The sequence below is a fragment of the Mycobacterium sp. NPDC003323 genome, from assembly GCF_053589535.1.
Genome location: NZ_JBSFSB010000003.1, coordinates 144,554 through 162,014 on the forward strand (window position 1 = coordinate 144,554; position 17,461 = coordinate 162,014).

Genomic DNA, 17,461 nt, shown 5'->3' on the forward strand with positions numbered 1-17,461 from the left:
ACCATTCTTAGAACCTGTTCTACTCGATGCCGTGACCACAGGCCAAAGCAGCCCGGTGCAGATCGACAAGCATGAGCGGCCCCTCTCGGCGCCGCTGAGGCTCTCATTCGACTACACCCGTTCAGTCGGACCGCTCCTGTCCCAGTTCTTCACGGCACTGCGCGAGCGACGCATCGTCGGCGTACGCGGTTCCGATGGCCGGGTGCACGTCCCTCCCGCTGAGTATGACCCCGTCACCTACGCGGCGTTGACCGAGGTGGTGCCCGTCAGCGCGGTCGGTACGGTGCAGTCCTGGACCTGGCAGTCCACGCCGCTGGAGGGCCAGCCGCTGGACCAGCCGTTCGCCTGGGCGCTGATCCTTCTCGACGGTGCCGACACCCCGTTGCTGCACGCGGTCAAGACCGCCGAGGGCGCCATCAAGACCGGTGACCGGGTACATGTGCACTGGGTCGACGAGCCCGTCGGCGCGATCACCGATATCGCCTACTTCCTGCCGGGCGAGGATGCCGAGCCGGAGGGGCAGCCCGACGACCGTGAGCCGGTCACCGTGCAGGTGACGCCGAGCTTCATCGAGATCCAGCACACCGCTTCGCTGCCGGAGACGACGTTCCTCAAGGCGCTGGAGGAGGGCAAGCTGCTCGGCGGGCGCACGCGCAACGGTCGCGACGGGCAGCCGGGCAAGGTCTACTTCCCGCCGAAGGAAGCCGATCCGGCCACCGGCCTGGAACTCGACGAGTTCATCGAGTTGCCGGACAAGGGCACCGTCACCACGTTCGCCGTCATCAACATCCCGTTCCCCGGGCAGCGCATCAAACCGCCGTATGTGGCCGCCTACGTGCTGCTCGACGGTGCCGATATTCCCTTCCTGCACCTGGTCACCGAGATCGATCCGGCCGACGTGCGGATGGGCATGCGGGTGCAGGCGGTGTGGAAGCCCCGCGAGGAGTGGGGCCTCGGCATCGACAACATCGACTACTTCAAGCCCACCGGCGAACCCGACGCCGACTACGACTCCTACAAGCACCACCTGTAAAGGCCTGCATTCACATGACTGATATCGCAGTGGTGGGCTTCGCGCACGCGCCCCACGTCCGCCGCACCGACGGCACCACCAACGGCGTCGAGATGCTGATGCCGTGTTTCCACCAGCTCTACGAAGAGCTCGGCATCAAGCAGACCGATATCGGCTTCTGGTGCTCGGGATCCTCGGATTACCTTGCCGGCCGGGCCTTTTCGTTCATCTCGGCGATCGACTCGATCGGCGCCATCCCACCGATCAACGAATCGCATGTCGAGATGGACGCCGCCTGGGCGCTGTACGAGGCCTATATCAAGCTGCTGACCGGCCAGGTCGAGACCGCGCTGGTGTACGGCTTCGGCAAGTCCTCGGCGGGCACCCTGCGCCGGGTGCTGTCGCTGCAGACCGACCCGTACACCGTGGCGCCGCTGTGGCCGGACTCGGTGTCGATGGCCGGCCTGCAGGCCCGCGCCGGCCTGGACGCCGGCAAGTGGACCGCCGAGCAGATGGCTCAGGTGGCGCTGGACGCCTACGCCGCCGGCGGACGCACGGACAAGCACGAGGTCACGGGCAGCATCGAGGACTTGCTGGCCCAGCCGTTCTTCGCCGACCCGCTGCGCCGCCACGACATCGCCCCGATCACCGACGGCGCCTCGGCGATCGTGCTGGCCGCCGGTGACAGGGCCCGCGAGCTACGCGAGAACCCGGCCTGGATCACCGGTATCGAGCACCGCATCGAGACCCCGATCCTGGGTGCCCGCGACCTGACCACCTCCCCGTCGACAGCCGCGTCGGCGGCATCGGCGACCAACGGTGACGCCGGCTCGATCGACGTCGCCGAGATCTACGCGCCGTTCACCCATCAGCAGCTCATCCTCACCGAGGCCATCGGCCTCGGCTCGAAGACGAAGATCAACCCCTCCGGCGGCACGCTGGCCGCCAACCCGATGTTCTCGGCGGGCCTGGAACGCATCGGTTTCGCCGCTCAGCACATCTTCGACGGCTCCGCGTCGCGGGTGCTGGCGCACGCCACCAGCGGTCCTGCGCTGCAACAGAATCTCGTCGCCGTCCTGGAAGGGAAATAGTCATGGCGGGCAAGCTCGCAGCGGTTCTCGGAACCGGGCAGACGAAATACGTCGCCAAGCGCCACGATGTGTCGATGAACGGCCTGGTGCGTGAGGCCATCGACCGGGCGCTGGCGGACTCCGGCTCGACGTTCGACGATATCGACGCCGTGGTGGTCGGCAAGGCGCCCGACTTCTTCGAGGGCGTGATGATGCCCGAGCTGTTCATGGCCGATTGTGTCGGAGCCACGGGTAAGCCGCTGATCCGGGTGCACACCGCCGGTTCGGTGGGTGGCTCGACGGCCATCGTGGCGGCCAGCCTGGTGCAGTCCGGCAAGTACAAGCGCGTGCTGACGATGGCGTGGGAAAAGCAGTCGGAATCGAATGCCATGTGGGCGTTGAGCATTCCGGTGCCGTTCACCAAGCCGGTCGGCGCGGGCGCGGGCGGCTACTTCGCCCCGCACATCCGCGCCTACATCCGCCGATCCGGTGCCCCCAACCACATCGGTGCCATCGTGGCCGTCAAGGACCGGCTCAACGGCGCCAAGAACCCGTTGGCGCACCTGCACCAGCCCGATATCACCGTCGAGAAGGTGATGCAGTCCCCGATGCTGTGGGACCCCATCCGCTACGACGAGACCTGCCCGTCCTCCGACGGCGCCGCGGCCCTGGTGATCGGCAACGAGGAGGCCGCCGAGGCGCATCTGGCCGACGGCCATCCGGTCGCCTGGATCCACGCCACCGCGTTGCGCACCGAACCGCTGGCCTACGCCGGGCGTGATCAGGTGAACCCGCAGGCCAGCCGCGACGCCGCGGCCGCGCTGTGGCGCGACGCCGGGATCACCAGCCCGATCGACGAGATCGACGCCGCCGAGGTGTACGTCCCGTTCTCCTGGTACGAGCCGATGTGGCTGGAGAGCCTGGGCTTCGCCCCCGAGGGCGAGGGCTGGAAGCTCACCGAGGCCGGCGAAACCGCCATCGGCGGTCGCATCCCGTTCAATCCGTCCGGCGGCGTGCTGTCGTCGAACCCGATCGGCGCCTCGGGCATGATCCGGTTCGCGGAGTCCGCCATTCAGGTGATGAACAAGGGCGGCGATCACCAGGTGCCCGGTGCCCGCAAGGCGCTCGGGCACGCCTATGGCGGTGGCGCGCAGTACTACTCGATGTGGGTCGTCGGAGCGGACAAGCCGGAGCAGTGACCGCACCGGTCACCCTGGCGGGGCGGCGGTCGCGCGAAGCGGCCGTCGCCCGCGACAAGGACGCCTGGCTGGCGCTGTTCGCCGATGACGCCATCGTCGAGGATCCGATCGGGCCGTCGCATTTCGATCCGGACGGTAACGGCCATCGCGGGAAGGAGGCGATCGCCGCATTCTTCGACAAGGCGATCGCGCCCAGCGAACTGGAATTCCACTTCGAGAAGACGTATGTCTGCGGCGACGAGGAGGCCAATGTCGGCCACATCGTGATCGTGGCCGCCGGCTACCGGGTGGTGGCCGAGGGCGTGTTCACCTACCGGGTGAACGCCGACGGAAAGATCGCCGCGCTGCGTGCGTACTGGGAGTTGGAGCAGGCCGCGGCCACTGCGCAACCGATCTGAACCGCCCGATCGCGTAGTCTGGGAACCGATTTCATTCCCGAACCGAACGTAGTCGATGTTGTCCCGATCACATTTCGTTGCCGCCGCCGTGCTCGTCGCAGGCCTGACGGCGTGCGCGCCCTCGCAGCCGGGCGCGCCCAGCAGCGCTGCGCCGACGCTGCCCGCGTTCACCACCACCAGCGCGGCACCGACCGCCAACGCGACCCCGGAGGGCTCCGACTACACCCGGCTGCTGCTGACCGCGGCCGATCTCAGCGATGCCGAGGACACCTTCACCGAGCGGCACAAGGAGAGCTCACCGGGCGGTCTGCCGGGAGCCAGTGCGTTCTTCGTCAACGCGCAGGACACCCGGGCGATCAGCTCCACCATCCTGGTCTATGACAACCCGGGCACCGCGGCGACGGCACTCAAGCAAGCTCAGGGCACGTTGGACACCCGCGTGACCGGGACTCCCGTTCCGGCCGGTATCGGGGCCGACAGCGTCATGGTCCGGGGCAGCGACCCGAACGAGGCCAAGGACATCACCGTCTTGATGTTCACCCAGGGGCGCGCGTTGGTCCGATTGGAGTTCCAGAGCGCCGGCGGTGACGCCACCACCGACGGGTTCGTCACCAATATCGGCAAGATGCAGCAGATCGCGCTGCGCGCCGGGCTGGGCGACGCCAACTAGTCCAGCTGCTGCAGACCGTCGCGGTACCGCTGCGCCAGGTTCTGATAGATCCCCGCGCTCGTGCGCACCCAGTTCTCGGCGCCGGTGCCGGCCACCGGCCCGCGGATCTCGGCGGGCGCACCGGCGACCACCACATCATCGGGGATCTGGGTGCCGCCGATGACCACGACATCCCCGATCAAAGTCGCCGCCGGCGCCACGAATGCTTCCCGGTCGATCCTGGGTATACGGCCTTCGAAGGAGTAAACCGGCATCGTCTGGATATACCGCGTGATCCTTGCAGGTAGCCGAGTTTGCGTTGCGCGACGGCGGGGCAAAACTGTAACGTGTTCTAGTTAGAGAGACCAGATACGGGAGGCCCGCCGTGACGACCGAGACAGCCGGCATTCGTGAGATCGACACCGGCGACCTGCCCGACCGCTTCGCGCGCGGTTGGCACTGCCTGGGACCGGTGAAGGATTTCCTGGACGGCAAACCGCACGGCATCGAGATCTTCGGCACCATGCTGGTGGTCTTCGCCGATTCCGAGGGCAATCTCAAGGTGCTGGACGGCTACTGCCGGCACATGGGCGGCAACCTGGCCCAGGGCAGCATCAAGGGTGACACCGTGGCCTGCCCGTTCCACGACTGGCGTTGGGGCGGTGACGGCAAGTGCAAGCTGGTCCCCTACGCCAAGCGCACCCCGCGGCTGGCGCGCACCCGCGCCTGGGAGACCGACGTGCGCGGCGGCCTGCTGTTCGTCTGGCACGATCACGAGGGCAACCCACCCCAACCCGAGGTCCGGATCCCGGAGATCCCCGAGTTCGGTGATGACGGCTGGACCGACTGGCGATGGAACACGATGCTCATCGAGGGTTCCAACTGCCGCGAGATCATCGACAACGTCACCGATATGGCGCACTTCTTCTACATCCACTACGGGTTGCCGACGTACTTCAAGAATGTCTTCGAGGGTCACATCGCCAGCCAGTACCTGCACAACGTGGGTCGGCCCGACGTCAACGACCTCGGCACCACCTACGGCGAGGCGCACCTGGATTCCGAGGCGTCCTACTTCGGTCCGTCCTTCATGATCAACTGGCTGCACAACAACTACGGCGGTTTCAAGGCCGAGTCGATCCTCATCAACTGCCACTACCCGGTCAGCCAGAACAGCTTCGTGCTGCAGTGGGGCGTCATCGTCGAGAAGCCCAAGGGGCTGGACGAGAAGACCACCGACAAGCTGGCCCGGGTGTTCACCGAGGGTGTCTCCAAGGGCTTCCTGCAGGACGTCGAGATCTGGAAGCACAAGACCCGCATCGACAATCCGCTGCTGGTCGAGGAGGACGGCGCGGTCTACCAGATGCGCCGCTGGTATCAGCAATTCTACGTCGACGTGGCCGATGTGACCCCGGACATGACGGACCGCTTCGAGATGGAGGTCGACACCACCATCGCCAACGAGAAGTGGCATGTCGAGGTCGAGGAGAACCTCAAACTCCAGCAGGATGCCGCCGAGCGGGACGCGGCCGAACAGGGCTCTCCTGAAAAAGAACCGGCCCAACCGAGCTGATGACCACCAGCGACGAGCGGACCGAAACGCCAGACGGCGGTCGAAATGTCGGCCCCGCCGACGTTGATGATCTGGCCCGCTCGATGCTGCTCCTGCACGGCGGGCACGACGACGACCACGACCACGACCACGACCACGACCACCCGCCGGCTCGGCCCGGTACCGGCAATTGGTCCAAGGCACCGGATTTCGGTTCCGATCCCGAGCGGGCGGCTGCCGTCCACGAGGCCACCCAGCGGGACAAGCAGCGCTATCTGACCTCCGGGCTGGTCGAGGTCGACTGCCGGTTCTGCCACGCCACCGTGCAGGTCAAGAAGCTGGGCGCCGAACACACCTCGGTGCAGTGGAATACCGCGGCGGCCAAGCGGTGTGCGGTGTTCGACGAGATCCGGGCCGCCGGTGGCGACCCGGCCCGGGCCCGGTCGTGTCACCGGCTCACCGACAGCATCAAGCACGCCATCGCCGAAGGGTGCCTGGAGGAGTTCTCCAGCGCCCCCTCCCCCGGCGACGGCTAGGTTTTCTCTTGCGGTTTCGGTGAGGATACGTGCGCGCGCCGCACGTATCCTCACCGAAATCACAGTCCCTTGAACCGCTGCTTGACCTGTTCGTCGGTCAGCCCGTAGTCGCTGAGCGAGTAGCTGTGCTTGGGTGCGCGCGGCCCCTTCTTGCTCTCCTCATGGCTGTCGGTGATCGCCTGCCGTGCTTCGTCGGTGAAGTCGATACCGAAAGTGCGGTAGATGCCCTCCACCGCGCCCACCGGGTCCTTGACGAACTCGAAGTAGTCGACATCGCAGAACTGCGCCGGATCATGTTCGGCGCGTTCGGCGTTGAACAACTCCAGCCCGCGCGACCAGGTCTCCATCGAGTCGGCACCGATGACCTCGCCGCGGAAGGTGTTCGACCAGCCCTCGGTGGTGTGCTGGGCCAGCGAGCACATCGACGCCATGATGGTCTCGACGGGGCGGTGGCACTGCACGACGAGCGCGTCCGGATACGTCGCGAACAGCGCGTCCAGGGCGAACAGGTGGCTGGGATTCTTGAGCACCCAGCGCTTCTCGGGCTCGTTCAGCCCGATCAACTGCAGGTTGCGACGATGCCGCGCATACGATTTCGTCCAGTCCTGCTGTGCGAGCCAGCGCGAGTACGTCGGGATGTGCGCCAGCGTCTCGTAGGACACCGAGTGCAGCGACTGCCGCAGCAGCTGCCAGCACTCCTCGACCTCGTCGGCCGTCATGTAGTGCAGACCGGTGTAGTCCGGGTTCTCGGCATGCGCCTTAGAGAACTGCGCGTCCAGCTGCTGGAACACCGGGTTCTGCGACCAGGTCTCACGCGGCGGACGAGGCTGGGGGAACTCGGCCAGCCACAGCTCCAGGCCCTGATGGCGCGGGTCCGCGGTGAGCAGCCGGTGGATGACGGTGGTGCCGGTGCGCGGCAGTCCGGTGACGAAGATCGGTCGTTCGATCGGGACGTCGGCATGCTGGGGGTACTGCGTGAACGCGGCCTCCGAGACCAGCCGAGCCACCAAGGCGTTGCGCACGAAGAAGCGCTGCATCTTGCTGCCGAGCTCGGTCAGGTCGGCGTCACGCTGATATGCCTCCAATAGGACGCTCAGCGCTTCCTTGTAGTTGTCGCCGTCATCACCGAAATCGGTCAGGCCGCAGGCCTTGGTGGCCGAGGCGTGCAGGTCCTCGACGGTGCCGACGTTGGTGCGTGTCATCAGAACTTGTACTCCCCGCAGTTGACATCGAGCGTCTGCCCGGTGATCCCGCTGGACAGATCGCTGGCCATGAACAGGATCGCCGAGGCCACCTCATCCTCGGTCGGCAGCCGCTTCAGGTCGCTGTTGATCGCGGCCGCCTTGTAGATCTCGTCCACGGTCGTGCCGTACTTGCCGGCCTGATGCTCGAAGTAGCCCTGCAGCGTGCCGCCCCAGATATAGCCCGGTAGTACCGAATTCACCCGGATACCGGATTCGCCGAGTTCACTGGCCAGCGACTGCGACATCGCCAGCAGCGCCGATTTGGCCAACTTGTAGGCGCCCTGCTTGGGATCGGAGTGCCGGACCACCATCGAATTGACGTTCACCACCGAGCCTTTCGCCTCGGCCAGCGCCGGGGTGAAACCCTGGATGAGCCGCAGCGCACCGAGCACGGTCAGTTCCACCGTCTCGCGGATGTGCTCGAAGCTGGTCTTGGCGAACGGTTTCATCGACGGCACCCGGAACGCGTTGTTGATCAGCACGTCGACCTTGCCGAACTCGGACAGCGATGTCGACACCAGGTTGTCCACCTGCGCCTCATCGGTGATGTCGGTGCCGACCGCCAGCGCCTTGTGGCCCAGCGCGGTCACCTGGTCGGCGACGTCGCGCAACCGGTCCACGGTGCGAGCCGCCAGCACCACATCGGCGCCGGCCTCGGCGCACCGGCGAGCCAGCGTGGTGCCCAGCGCCGGGCCCACCCCGCTGATCACCACAACCTTTCCCTCAAGCATGTTCAGCCCACCATCCTCTCGCCGATCTGCCTCTGCCGCAGCGCAATCCGCGCGCGCCAATCCTCATCGGAAATCTTGTTCGACTCGTAGTGCGGCAACGCCGCGGCGATATCGGCCACATCGACGATCTCCAGCGTCGGGCCGTCGCCCTCGGTGAGCGCACGCGACACCCGCTGCCAGCGGAACTGCAGATATCCCTTGTTGTGCCCGAGGGTTTCGCACCAGTTGGTCACGCCCGGATTCGCGTCGGAGACGACGATGCGGATCTTGCCGTCCGGATCCGCCTGCGCCTGCGTGCCGTTCAGCGAGGTCTGGTGGTTGATGTAGTCCAGGGAGATGTACCACAGGCTGCCGAGCTGGAATCCGAGGTAGGGCGCGTCGGTGACCGGGAGTGTGATGACGATGGCCTGCTGCGGCGTGATGTCGTAATGCCCGACCGACGAGTACTGGGTGGCCAGTCCGCCCGGCGTGAGCCGCGGAGCGGTCAACGTGTTGACCGGCAGGTTGTCGTAGAACCACTTCGGGAACTGCAACCACGTCTTGACCCGCTGGATCAGTTGCTTGCCCGCCACCGAGTACCGCTTCTCGATGAGCTCCTTGGTCAGCGGTGGCGGTGCGGTGCCGGCGGTGTCGGTGCGGGCGATCGCGAACGATCCGCGCTGAGCCGACCAATCGTTGTAGACCTCGCGAATCACCAACTGCGACGGGGTGTCCGGGGTGAACCGCCATTCGAAGGTGCCGTCGGCGGCGATGTCGAGTTTGCGGTCGTCGAAGGCCGTCTCACTGTCGGGCACCACCTCATCGGTGTACTCGCCGCCGAGCAGTTGGAAGCTGACATCGGTGGTGGTGCCGCGGCGGCCGGTGACGACGTACTCGTGGCCGGGTTGCACCCGGGTGCCGAAGTACATGGTGTCCGGATTGTCCAGGCCCATCTTGGTGAACGGCCCGGTGCCGCTGTGCAGGAACGGGTGGTCGCGATCGTAGTCGAACGCCACGTGGGTGCATGCGGCGATGCAACCGGCAAGGTATTGCAGACCTTCGAGCAGGTCGGCTTCCGATTCGATGAACGGGGCCTCGCACACGAGGCGCTCCGCCTCGGCGATGGCGTCGGCCAAGGGTTGTGAATACATACCGGACAACTGCCTTTCGTTCCAATATTGGACCGCAGTGGTAGAGTTTCCGACCCGAGACTAGAACGCGTTCTAAAATGCGTCAACGTGGAGGTGGCCGATGCCAGCGGACAAGACCGTCACGCGCGCTTCGCCGCCCACCGCGCGGGTGGTCGCGGTGCTCGACTTCCTGGCCGCCCACCCCCACGACCGGTTCGGGCTTTCCGAGCTGGCCCGCCGCATCGGGCTGAGCAAGCCGACCTGCCTTGGCATCCTGACCACCCTCACCGAGGCCGGCTATCTGGTGCGCGATGCCGGTGATGGCGCGCGCGACAAGACCTACCGGCTGGGACCGGCCCTTATCACGCTCGGACACACCGCACAGGAGTCGCTGCGAGTCAGCCCGGCCGCGCGCGACGAACTGCGCCGGCTGTCGGAGGCGTTCGGCGTCACCGCCGCATTGTCCGGCGTGGTCGACGATCGCATCACCCTGCTGGAACTCGTCGCGCCGCCCGGCACACCGGTGACGGTGCGTGTCGGACAGAGCTACCCGTTCGCCCCACCGGTGGGTCTGATGTTCGTGCTGTGGGACGACCGTGCGGTCACCGATTGGCTGGGCAAGGAGCCGACGATCCCGCTGCGCACCGATACCGCGCGTTTCGACCGGGTCGTCGCCCGATGCCGGGCCAGCGGTTACCTCGTGGAGCGCCTCACCCCGGGCGGGCGGCGGCTGTATGCCCTGATGGCGGGCATGTCGAACACACTGCCCGACGAACTGCGGGCGCTGTTGGGTGAGCTGGTGTCCGATATCGGCGAGCGGGTCTATCTGCCCGGAGAGGACGGGCCGCACACCCGCCAGGACATCAGCGTGATCGCCGCCCCGGTGTATGACCATCACCGACATCAGGTGATGGTGGCGACCATGCAGGTCGGATCGGCACTGACCGATGACGAGATCACCGAGCGGGCATCGGCGCTGGTTCAAACGGCCGACGCGGTCACCCTCGCACTCGGTGGCCGCAAGGGCCACGGGTAGCCCGTTTCGCGGCTCGCCGGCGCGGGTAACCTCGACGGCGTCTGGGGGTCTTCGAGAAAATCCGAGTTCAGGAGTTCAACATGAAGATCAAGACGTTCATGGGGGGTCTGGTCACCGCAACGGCGCTGAGCCTCGGGGCCATCGCGTCCGCCGGAGCGGTCGGCGCCGATCCGAAACATGACGACATCTGGCTGCCGGGTGATCCGCCCGGGCAGAACCCGTGGGGTCCGCCGGGGCAGGTCAAGAAGGCACCGACACCGTTCTACGGCACGCCGCCGGGGCACTGGGGCGACCCGGTCCAGGTCGGGCTGCCGCCGTTCTGGCTGCCGCCGGTCGAATTGCTGCCCGTCGGCTACCCGGTGCCGGGCGGCCCGTTGCCGGTGGTGTGGAATCCGGGCAACAACGCCTTCGGCGTGTGGGTCGGAGACGGGATCTTCATCAACATCCCGCTGCCGTAGTCAGCTCACGACGGCCGGCGCGAACGGTAAGACGTCGGTCGCGCCGGCCGCTCGCACGCTGCGGGCCGCCATCGTGAACGTCCAGCCGGTGTCGGTGAGGTCGTCGACGAGCAGCACGACGTCCCCGTCGATGGGCGCGACAGGCTCCCATGCGTCGTGCAGCGCCGCCACCCGGTACGCCGAGTTGGCCGCCGTCACCGGCCGATGCTGCGGCGCATAGCGCAGGACGCCAAGGTCTTTGAGCTTCCCCACCGCTGCCAGTCGGGCGGCCAGGGTGCGGATGAGCTCCGGGCGGCGCACCGAATCCAACGCCATCACTGCGGTGGGTCGCCGCGACCAGTCCCAGGCCTTGAGTACCGAGACGGCGGCGGCGAACACCTCATCGGGCACGGCCGCATCCGGCGTGTCGAGCAATGCGCGAAGTCGAGCGCCCCAGCCCAGATCGGTCAGCCGGCCGATCGCCCGACCGGGTGCCGGCCCGTCGCCGATACGCCCGGACAGGTCCAGGCCGACCTTGGCCATCCCGGTGGGCCATTGCTTGCGCGGGCTGATCTCGACACCCGGGCGCATCAGCTGTTCGCGGGTCGCCTCGGCGGCGCCGGGATCCACCTCGGCGCGGTAGCGCGGGCCGGCGCAGTTGTCGCACCGTCCGCAGGGTTGCGGGCCGAGTTCGGGATCATCGAGTTGCTTGCGCAGGAACACCATTCGGCATTCTCCGGTGCTCTGGTAATCGAGCATCGCCTGCTGCTCGCGCTTGCGTGCCTCGTCCAGGCGCCGATAGCGCGGTTCGTCGTACTCCCAGGTCTGCCCGGTGGCGATCCAGCCACCCTTCACCCGCCGGACCGCACCGTCGACGTCGAGCACCTTGAGCACCATCTCCAACCGGGACCGGTTGAGGTCCACCAGCGGCTCCAGTGCCGCGGTGGACGACGGTCGGTCGTACTCCAGCGCGCCGATCACGTTGCGCACCATGGGTTCCGACGGAAAGGCCACCGAGGCGAAGTAGCGCCAGACATCGGCGTCCTCGCGGCCCGGCAACAGGATCACCTCCGCACTGTCGGTGGAGCGGCCGGCACGCCCCACCTGCTGGTAGTAGGCGATGGGTGACGACGGCGCACCGAGGTGGACGACGAACCCGAGATCGGGCTTGTCGAATCCCATCCCGAGCGCCGAGGTGGCGATCAAGGCCTTGACCCGGTTGTTCAGCAGGTCGTCCTCGAGCTGCTCACGTTCGGCGGCCTCGGTGCCGCCGGTATAGGCCGCCACGGTGTGCCCCTGCTCGCGCAGCAGGGTGGCGATATCACGCGCCTGCGCGACCGTCAGGGTGTAGACGATGCCCGATCCCGGCAGCGAATCCAGATGTGCGGCAAGCCAAGCCGCCCGCTGCGCAGGTCCGCCGGCCTGCACCACCGACAGCCGCAGCGACTCGCGGTCCAGTCCGCCGCGCAGCACGAGCGTGCCGTCTCCGGAGCCGCCGACGCCCAGCTGTGTCGCGACATCTTCGACGACCCGGTCGTTGGCGGTCGCGGTGGTCGCCAGCACGGGGATGTCGGCGCCCAGTTCGGCGATGAGGGTGCGGATACGGCGGTAATCGGGCCGGAAATCATGCCCCCAGTCCGAGACACAGTGCGCCTCGTCGACCACCACCAGGCCGGCGTCGGCCGCCAGAGCGGGCAGCACCGCGTCCCGGAAGTCGGGGTTATTCAGCCGTTCCGGGCTGACCAGCAGCACGTCGAGGTCCCCGGCACTTACGCGCCGGTGCACGTCCTCCCACTCGGTGACATTGCTGGAGTTGATGGTCGCGGCGCACACGCCCGCCCGATCCGCGGACTGCACCTGGTTGCGCATCAGCGCCAGCAGCGGCGACACGATCACGGTCGGACCCCGACCCGCCGCGCGCAGCAGTTTGGCGGCGATGAAGTACACCGCGGATTTGCCCCAGCCTGTGCGCTGCACCACCAGCGCACGTCTGCGGTGCACGACCAGCGCCTCGATGGCCGTCCACTGGTCATCGCGCAGCACCGCGTGCGGCCCGGCCAGCTGTTCCAGGATCGCCTGCGCCTCGATGCGGGTGGTCATCGGACCATCGTGCCAATGGGGTACGACGTCCCCGCTCAGCGGACCCTGGCGATGACATCCAGATCCACCCCGCGCGCCACCGCCAGGTGCACGGGATGCCTGGCCGCGCCGCGCCGCAGGTCCACCGGGCCGTGCGGGGAATCCCAACCCCAGTCGTCGAACGCCCGCCTGGCGTCCTGCACCGTCGGCAGTGCCGTCGTGGCGATCCCGGCAAGCAGATGCACCCCGGAGTAGGTGGTCTCGGCCATGGTCCCGGGCACGGGTGCGGCCGATTCGCCGGCCGGCCCGGTGCCGTTGACCAGGTCGAACGCCCGAGCGAACCCGGTGCTGAACTCCGCGGCCGCCGCCGAGGCCAGTCCGGCGAACCACCCCGCCGAGATGAACAGATTGCCGGTCGCCTCGGCTCCGCTGGCCAGCACGACGGTCTCGTCGGTGAACGGGCTGAAGCGGGTCATCGTGGCGTCCAGCCCGGCGTCGGCGAACGCCCGGTTGAACCGCACCGCATCCGAGCCCACCAACAGCGTGATGACGCCGTCCGGTTCGGCGGCGGTGATCTCGGCCAGCACCCGGGACCAGCCCTGCGGATCATCGAGGCCCAAGCGGACGAACCGTTGTCCGACGATGCAGATGTCCGAACCCTGCAGGCCCGCCCGGGTGGCCCGCGCCGACCCTCGCGGCCAGACATAGTCGTTGCCGATGATGAACCAGCGGCGCAATCGCAGTTCGGTACGCAACCAGCGCAGCGAGGCGATGATCTGATCGCCGGGGACCTCGCCGCTGCACAGCACGCCGTCGCTGCGTTCGCCGCCTTCGTACGCCGCGGCGTACACATAGGGGACGCGACCGCCCACCACCTTGGCGATGGCCTGCCGGGCGTTGGACAGATGCCATCCGGTGACGGCATCGACGGCGCCGCTGTCCACCAGGTCCCGGATCGTGGCGGCCACCGTGGCCGGTTCGCCGCCGGCGTCGACATGCACGAAGTGCACCGAGCGGCCCGCGACACCGCCCGCGGCGTCGATCTCGGCGGCCGCCAGCTCGGCGGCCGCGCGGCACTCCAGCCCGAAGATCCCGGCCGGCCCGCGGCCGGGCAGCGCCAGTGCCACCCGAAATTCCGACCTGGACCGTTTCACCCGATCGGCGGTATCTGGCATGCTGTTGATTCCCGCAATCTCCTGCACCGGCGAACAGCCCGATCGCAAAGGCCAGCCATGGACGACGTCGTCGAGACCCTCGCGTTGCTGCGACGCGCCGCCGTCGTCGCCGCGACGATCGACGACGCGCTCGCCGGCACCGATCTCACCGTGGACCGTTGGCGCGCGCTGCACGTTGTGCAGCAGCACCCCGGATGCTCGATGTCCGACATCGTCGAGGCATTGGCAATCCCGTCCACCTCGGCGACACGCATCATCGATGCGCTGGTCGAACTCGGCGCGGTTTATCGGACCGTCTCCCCGCAGGACCGCCGCCGAGCCACGCTGCGAGCGTCGTCGCATGGTGCCGAACTCCTCCGAACCGCGGAGTCAGCAATCGCCCCAATGCTTTTCATCCGGGAAAGTGACCCCACGCCAATCTAGGACGTGCGTGTTTCGCCATTGTAAATCGATCGGGCCCCGCGGATGGGGCGATCGGCCACAGCCGTGACAATCGTGTGAACGACCGCGCTGTCGCCGAGTTGTCCCTTGACGGGGCGGCCAGTGGGTGTAGGTTCGTCATTATTCCCAAATGGGAACATTCGGACGACCGGCGGAGGGTCCTGTGCCACGCTATCGCTATCGCTGTCCAGTCGACGGCCTGTTCGACGTGCACTTCGGACTCGGTACCGCACCGACTGCGACCGAGTGCCAAACATGTTGCGCGACAAGTCGACGGGTGTTCACCGCGGGCGCCATCCTGACTTCGGATCCCGCGGGCACCCGCGCCCTGCAGCTGCACGCACAATCGCAATCCGCACCGGCCGTGGTCCGCAGAGCAGCCGGCGCCTCCGATCCTTCCCGCCGCCGCTACGCCGATCCGCGCCACCGAATGCTGCCCAAACCCTGAAATCCTCTGCACTGAAACACTTTTCCGACAACCGAGGAGCCGACGATGCCCGATGTGATCTTCCCCGTCGACCAGAGCAAGCCGTTCCGTGAGCAGCAAATCGTCGGCCACAACCGGTGGCATCCCGACATCCCGGCCGTCGCGACGGTGAAGTCCGGAGACAGCTTCCGCGTCGAGTCCAAGGAATGGTTCGACGGCACCATCGTCAACTCCGATGACGCCGACGACATCCGCGACTGCGACCTGTCGATGGTGCACCAGCTGTCCGGGCCCTTCGCCGTCGAGGGCGCACAGCCCGGTGATCTGCTGGTCGTCGACATCCTCGATGTCGGCCCGGTTCCCCAACAGAGCGGACCGGTCGCCGGCCAGGGCTGGGGTTACACCGGAATCTTCGCCAAGGAGAACGGCGGCGGCTTCCTCACCGACTGGTTCCCCGCCGCGTACAAGGCGATCTGGGATTTCACCGGCCAGAAGGCCACCAGCCGGCACGTCCCCGGCGTGGAGTTCACCGGTCTGATCCATCCGGGCCTGATGGGCACCGCGCCCAGCGCCGACCTGCTGGCCAGCTGGAATCACCGCGAAGCTCAGCTGATCGCCACCGACCCGGATCGGGTGCCGCCGCTGGCTTTGCCGCCTCAACCGTCGAATGCCGTGCTCGGCAGCCTGACCGGTGCCGATTACGAGCGGGTGGCCGCCGAGGCCGCCCGCACCGCCCCACCGCGGGAGAACGGCGGTAACCAGGACATCAAAAACCTGTCCAAGGGTAGCCGCATCTTCTACCCGGTTTTCGTCGACGGTGCGAACCTGTCCCTGGGCGATCTGCACTTCTCCCAAGGAGACGGTGAGATAACCTTCTGCGGCGCAATCGAAATGGGCGGATACATCGACCTCCGCGTCGAGGTCATCAAGGGTGGCATGGAGACCTACGGCGTCACCACCAACCCGATCTTCATGCCCGGCAACGTCGAGCCGCGGTACTCGGAGTTCCTCACCTTCGTCGGATTCTCCGTCGACCAGAACGGCACCCAGCATTTCCTGGACAGCACGCTGGCCTACCAGAATGCCTGCCTGAACGCCATCGAGTACCTGTCCAAGTTCGGCTGGACCCGTGAGCAGGCGTATCTGATTCTCGGCGCCGCACCGGTCGAAGGTCGCCTTTCCGGAGTGGTCGACGTGCCGAATTCGTGTGCAACGCTCTACATTCCGACCGCCATCTTCGATGTCGACGTCCGCCCGTCCAGCACCCCACCGCAGCGGGTGGACCGCGGCCAGTGCGCGGTGAGCAGCTGATGCCCGCCCCCACCGATGCCGAGTTCTTCGCGCTCGGGGACTTCACCCTGCGAAGCGGTGCCACGTTGCGGGACGCCACGCTGGCCTACAAGACCTACGGCACGCTGGCCGCCGACAAGTCGAATGTGATCGTCTATCCCACCTGGTATTCGGGGTGGCACACCGACAACGAATGGCTCATCGGCCCCGGTCGCGTCCTCGATCCCGCCGAGATGTTCATCATCATCCCGAACATGTTGGGCAACGGGCTGTCGTCGTCACCGTCGAACACGCCGGCGCCCTACGACGGGCCGCGCTTTCCCGCGGTCACGTTTTATGACCAGGTCCGGGCGCAACACCGGCTGGTCACCGAGAAGTTCGGCGTCACGTCGATCGCGCTGGTCACCGGGTGGTCGATGGGCGCCGGGCAGACCTACCAGTGGGCGGTGAGCCATCCCGAGATGGTGCAGCGCGCGGCACCGTTCTGCGGGTCCAGCATCACCGCGCCACACAACAAGGTGTTCCTGGAGTCGCTGGTCGCGGCGCTGACCGCCGATGCCGCCTTCGCCGAAGGCGCCTACGACCCCGAGAAGCCGCCGCTCAAGGGTTTACGCGCGTTCGCACGTGTGTACTCGGGCTGGGGTTACTCGCAGGCGTTCTACTGGGAGGAGACGTGGCGCGAACTCGGGTTCTCCTCGTTCGACGATTTCCTCTACGGCTTCTGGGAGGCGTTCTTCCGGGATGGGCGCGACCCCAACAACCTGATCACCATGATCGGCACCTGGCACAGCGGAAACGTCGGCGACACACCCGGTTTCGACGGTGATGTGAAAAAGGCACTGGCCTCGATCAAATGCCCCCTGCTGGCCATGCCCGCCGAAAAGGATCTGTACTTTCCGCCAGAGGACGAACAGTGGGCAAGCCAGTTCATCCCCCACGGTGAGGTCAAGGTGATCCCGGGCATCTGGGGACATTTCGCCGGCGGCGGCGCCAACACCGTCGACACCGATTTCATCGACGCCGGGCTACGCGAACTGATGGCCAAACCCGGTTACACGCCGACAAGCTAGCCGCGC

The 17,461-nt window shown here is 67.1% G+C and carries 19 protein-coding genes; 13 read left to right on the top strand and 6 right to left on the bottom strand.

Going from position 1 to position 17,461, the window contains the following annotated elements; all coding sequences use genetic code 11:
• The first annotated feature begins 31 nt into the window (after positions 1-31).
• Genes ACWDUN_RS10285 through ACWDUN_RS10305 form a run of 5 tightly spaced genes read left to right on the top strand, consistent with a single transcriptional unit; the run spans position 32 to position 4,349 of the window.
• Positions 32-1,033 (top strand): Zn-ribbon domain-containing OB-fold protein, encoded by a 1,002-nt coding sequence (locus ACWDUN_RS10285; RefSeq protein WP_449928096.1) that lies wholly within the window; start codon positions 32-34, stop codon positions 1,031-1,033.
• 8 nt (positions 1,034-1,041) lie between these two features.
• Positions 1,042-2,103 (top strand): thiolase domain-containing protein, encoded by a 1,062-nt coding sequence (locus ACWDUN_RS10290; RefSeq protein WP_449928803.1) that lies wholly within the window; start codon positions 1,042-1,044, stop codon positions 2,101-2,103.
• Positions 2,104-2,105: 2 nt separating this feature from the next.
• Positions 2,106-3,281, top strand: a complete 1,176-nt coding sequence (locus ACWDUN_RS10295) for a thiolase domain-containing protein (RefSeq protein ID WP_449928098.1) — start codon at positions 2,106-2,108, stop codon at positions 3,279-3,281.
• Positions 3,278-3,679, top strand: coding sequence for a nuclear transport factor 2 family protein (locus ACWDUN_RS10300; RefSeq protein ID WP_449928100.1), 402 nt, complete (start codon positions 3,278-3,280; stop codon positions 3,677-3,679). The genes ACWDUN_RS10295 and ACWDUN_RS10300 overlap by 4 nt, the downstream gene beginning before the upstream one ends.
• Positions 3,680-3,734: 55 nt before the next feature.
• Complete coding sequence (locus tag ACWDUN_RS10305) at positions 3,735-4,349, top strand: hypothetical protein (protein ID WP_449928102.1); 615 nt, start codon at positions 3,735-3,737, stop codon at positions 4,347-4,349.
• On the opposite strand, the gene ACWDUN_RS10310 is transcribed toward ACWDUN_RS10305, so the two are convergent.
• Entirely contained in the window at positions 4,346-4,603 is a 258-nt protein-coding gene (locus ACWDUN_RS10310; protein WP_449928104.1) for a hypothetical protein, read from the bottom strand. The two genes, ACWDUN_RS10305 and ACWDUN_RS10310, sit on opposite strands and share 4 nt — an antisense overlap.
• Positions 4,604-4,713: 110 nt before the next feature.
• Between ACWDUN_RS10310 and ACWDUN_RS10315 the strand changes: the two genes are divergently transcribed.
• Together ACWDUN_RS10315 and ACWDUN_RS10320 are read left to right on the top strand one after the other, a co-directional pair.
• The gene (locus tag ACWDUN_RS10315) at positions 4,714-5,901 is read left to right on the top strand and encodes a Rieske 2Fe-2S domain-containing protein (protein WP_449928106.1); all 1,188 of its coding nucleotides are present in this window, start codon (positions 4,714-4,716) and stop codon (positions 5,899-5,901) included.
• Positions 5,901-6,416 carry a hypothetical protein gene (locus tag ACWDUN_RS10320; protein ID WP_449928108.1) on the top strand — a complete coding sequence of 172 codons (516 nt, stop codon included), beginning with the start codon at positions 5,901-5,903 and terminating at the stop codon, positions 6,414-6,416. The genes ACWDUN_RS10315 and ACWDUN_RS10320 overlap by 1 nt, the downstream gene beginning before the upstream one ends.
• A 59-nt stretch (positions 6,417-6,475) precedes the next feature.
• Here ACWDUN_RS10320 and ACWDUN_RS10325 read toward each other — a convergent pair whose 3' ends face one another.
• Genes ACWDUN_RS10325 through ACWDUN_RS10335 form a run of 3 tightly spaced genes read right to left on the bottom strand, consistent with a single transcriptional unit; the run spans position 6,476 to position 9,521 of the window.
• Complete coding sequence (locus ACWDUN_RS10325; protein WP_449928110.1) at positions 6,476-7,618, bottom strand: sulfotransferase family protein; 1,143 nt, start codon at positions 7,616-7,618, stop codon at positions 6,476-6,478.
• Complete coding sequence (locus tag ACWDUN_RS10330; protein WP_449928112.1) at positions 7,618-8,391, bottom strand: SDR family oxidoreductase; 774 nt, start codon at positions 8,389-8,391, stop codon at positions 7,618-7,620. The genes ACWDUN_RS10325 and ACWDUN_RS10330 overlap by 1 nt, the downstream gene beginning before the upstream one ends.
• 2 nt (positions 8,392-8,393) lie before the next feature.
• Positions 8,394-9,521 carry a hypothetical protein gene (locus tag ACWDUN_RS10335; RefSeq protein WP_449928114.1) on the bottom strand — a complete coding sequence of 376 codons (1,128 nt, stop codon included), beginning with the start codon at positions 9,519-9,521 and terminating at the stop codon, positions 8,394-8,396.
• 100 nt (positions 9,522-9,621) lie between these two features.
• Between ACWDUN_RS10335 and ACWDUN_RS10340 the strand changes: the two genes are divergently transcribed.
• Together ACWDUN_RS10340 and ACWDUN_RS10345 are read left to right on the top strand one after the other, a co-directional pair.
• The gene (locus ACWDUN_RS10340) at positions 9,622-10,536 is read left to right on the top strand and encodes an IclR family transcriptional regulator (RefSeq protein WP_449928116.1); all 915 of its coding nucleotides are present in this window, start codon (positions 9,622-9,624) and stop codon (positions 10,534-10,536) included.
• 80 nt (positions 10,537-10,616) lie between these two features.
• The gene (locus tag ACWDUN_RS10345) at positions 10,617-10,994 is read left to right on the top strand and encodes a hypothetical protein (protein WP_449928118.1); all 378 of its coding nucleotides are present in this window, start codon (positions 10,617-10,619) and stop codon (positions 10,992-10,994) included.
• Here the strand turns inward: ACWDUN_RS10345 and ACWDUN_RS10350 are convergent, their stop codons facing one another.
• Both ACWDUN_RS10350 and ACWDUN_RS10355 read right to left on the bottom strand, forming a co-directional pair.
• Positions 10,995-13,073: a RecQ family ATP-dependent DNA helicase gene (locus ACWDUN_RS10350; protein ID WP_449928120.1), complete on the bottom strand. Its 2,079-nt coding sequence runs from the start codon at positions 13,071-13,073 to the stop codon at positions 10,995-10,997.
• A 35-nt stretch (positions 13,074-13,108) separates the two neighbouring features.
• The gene (locus tag ACWDUN_RS10355) at positions 13,109-14,206 is read right to left on the bottom strand and encodes a substrate-binding domain-containing protein (RefSeq protein WP_449928122.1); all 1,098 of its coding nucleotides are present in this window, start codon (positions 14,204-14,206) and stop codon (positions 13,109-13,111) included.
• 78 nt (positions 14,207-14,284) lie between these two features.
• Between ACWDUN_RS10355 and ACWDUN_RS10360 the strand changes: the two genes are divergently transcribed.
• The 4 genes from ACWDUN_RS10360 (at position 14,285) to ACWDUN_RS10375 (ending at position 17,455) form a co-directional block, all read left to right on the top strand.
• Complete coding sequence (locus ACWDUN_RS10360; protein ID WP_449928124.1) at positions 14,285-14,650, top strand: MarR family winged helix-turn-helix transcriptional regulator; 366 nt, start codon at positions 14,285-14,287, stop codon at positions 14,648-14,650.
• Between the two features lie 295 nt (positions 14,651-14,945).
• Positions 14,946-15,116, top strand: coding sequence for a hypothetical protein (locus tag ACWDUN_RS10365; protein WP_449928126.1), 171 nt, complete (start codon positions 14,946-14,948; stop codon positions 15,114-15,116).
• A gap of 45 nt (positions 15,117-15,161) precedes the next feature.
• Positions 15,162-16,406 (top strand): formamidase, encoded by a 1,245-nt coding sequence (gene fmdA / locus ACWDUN_RS10370; protein ID WP_449928128.1) that lies wholly within the window; start codon positions 15,162-15,164, stop codon positions 16,404-16,406.
• Positions 16,406-17,455, top strand: coding sequence for an alpha/beta fold hydrolase (locus ACWDUN_RS10375; RefSeq protein WP_449928130.1), 1,050 nt, complete (start codon positions 16,406-16,408; stop codon positions 17,453-17,455). The genes fmdA and ACWDUN_RS10375 overlap by 1 nt, the downstream gene beginning before the upstream one ends.
• The last annotated feature ends 6 nt before the right edge of the window (positions 17,456-17,461 follow it).

Bases quoted from the DNA above. Each gene is read 5' to 3' on its own strand.
- ACWDUN_RS10375 (WP_449928130.1), top strand. From the start codon at position 16,406: ATGCCCGCCCCCACCGATGCCGAGTTCTTCGCGCTCGGGGACTTCACC.
- fmdA (WP_449928128.1), top strand. From the start codon at position 15,162: ATGCCCGATGTGATCTTCCCCGTCGACCAGAGCAAGCCGTTCCGTGAG.
- ACWDUN_RS10340 (WP_449928116.1), top strand. From the start codon at position 9,622: ATGCCAGCGGACAAGACCGTCACGCGCGCTTCGCCGCCCACCGCGCGG.
- ACWDUN_RS10360 (WP_449928124.1), top strand. From the start codon at position 14,285: ATGGACGACGTCGTCGAGACCCTCGCGTTGCTGCGACGCGCCGCCGTC.
- ACWDUN_RS10350 (WP_449928120.1), bottom strand. From the start codon at position 13,073: ATGACCACCCGCATCGAGGCGCAGGCGATCCTGGAACAGCTGGCCGGG.
- ACWDUN_RS10325 (WP_449928110.1), bottom strand. From the start codon at position 7,618: ATGACACGCACCAACGTCGGCACCGTCGAGGACCTGCACGCCTCGGCC.
- ACWDUN_RS10320 (WP_449928108.1), top strand. From the start codon at position 5,901: ATGACCACCAGCGACGAGCGGACCGAAACGCCAGACGGCGGTCGAAAT.
- ACWDUN_RS10295 (WP_449928098.1), top strand. From the start codon at position 2,106: ATGGCGGGCAAGCTCGCAGCGGTTCTCGGAACCGGGCAGACGAAATAC.
- ACWDUN_RS10345 (WP_449928118.1), top strand. From the start codon at position 10,617: ATGAAGATCAAGACGTTCATGGGGGGTCTGGTCACCGCAACGGCGCTG.
- ACWDUN_RS10335 (WP_449928114.1), bottom strand. From the start codon at position 9,521: ATGTATTCACAACCCTTGGCCGACGCCATCGCCGAGGCGGAGCGCCTC.
- ACWDUN_RS10330 (WP_449928112.1), bottom strand. From the start codon at position 8,391: ATGCTTGAGGGAAAGGTTGTGGTGATCAGCGGGGTGGGCCCGGCGCTG.
- ACWDUN_RS10310 (WP_449928104.1), bottom strand. From the start codon at position 4,603: ATGCCGGTTTACTCCTTCGAAGGCCGTATACCCAGGATCGACCGGGAA.
- ACWDUN_RS10305 (WP_449928102.1), top strand. From the start codon at position 3,735: ATGTTGTCCCGATCACATTTCGTTGCCGCCGCCGTGCTCGTCGCAGGC.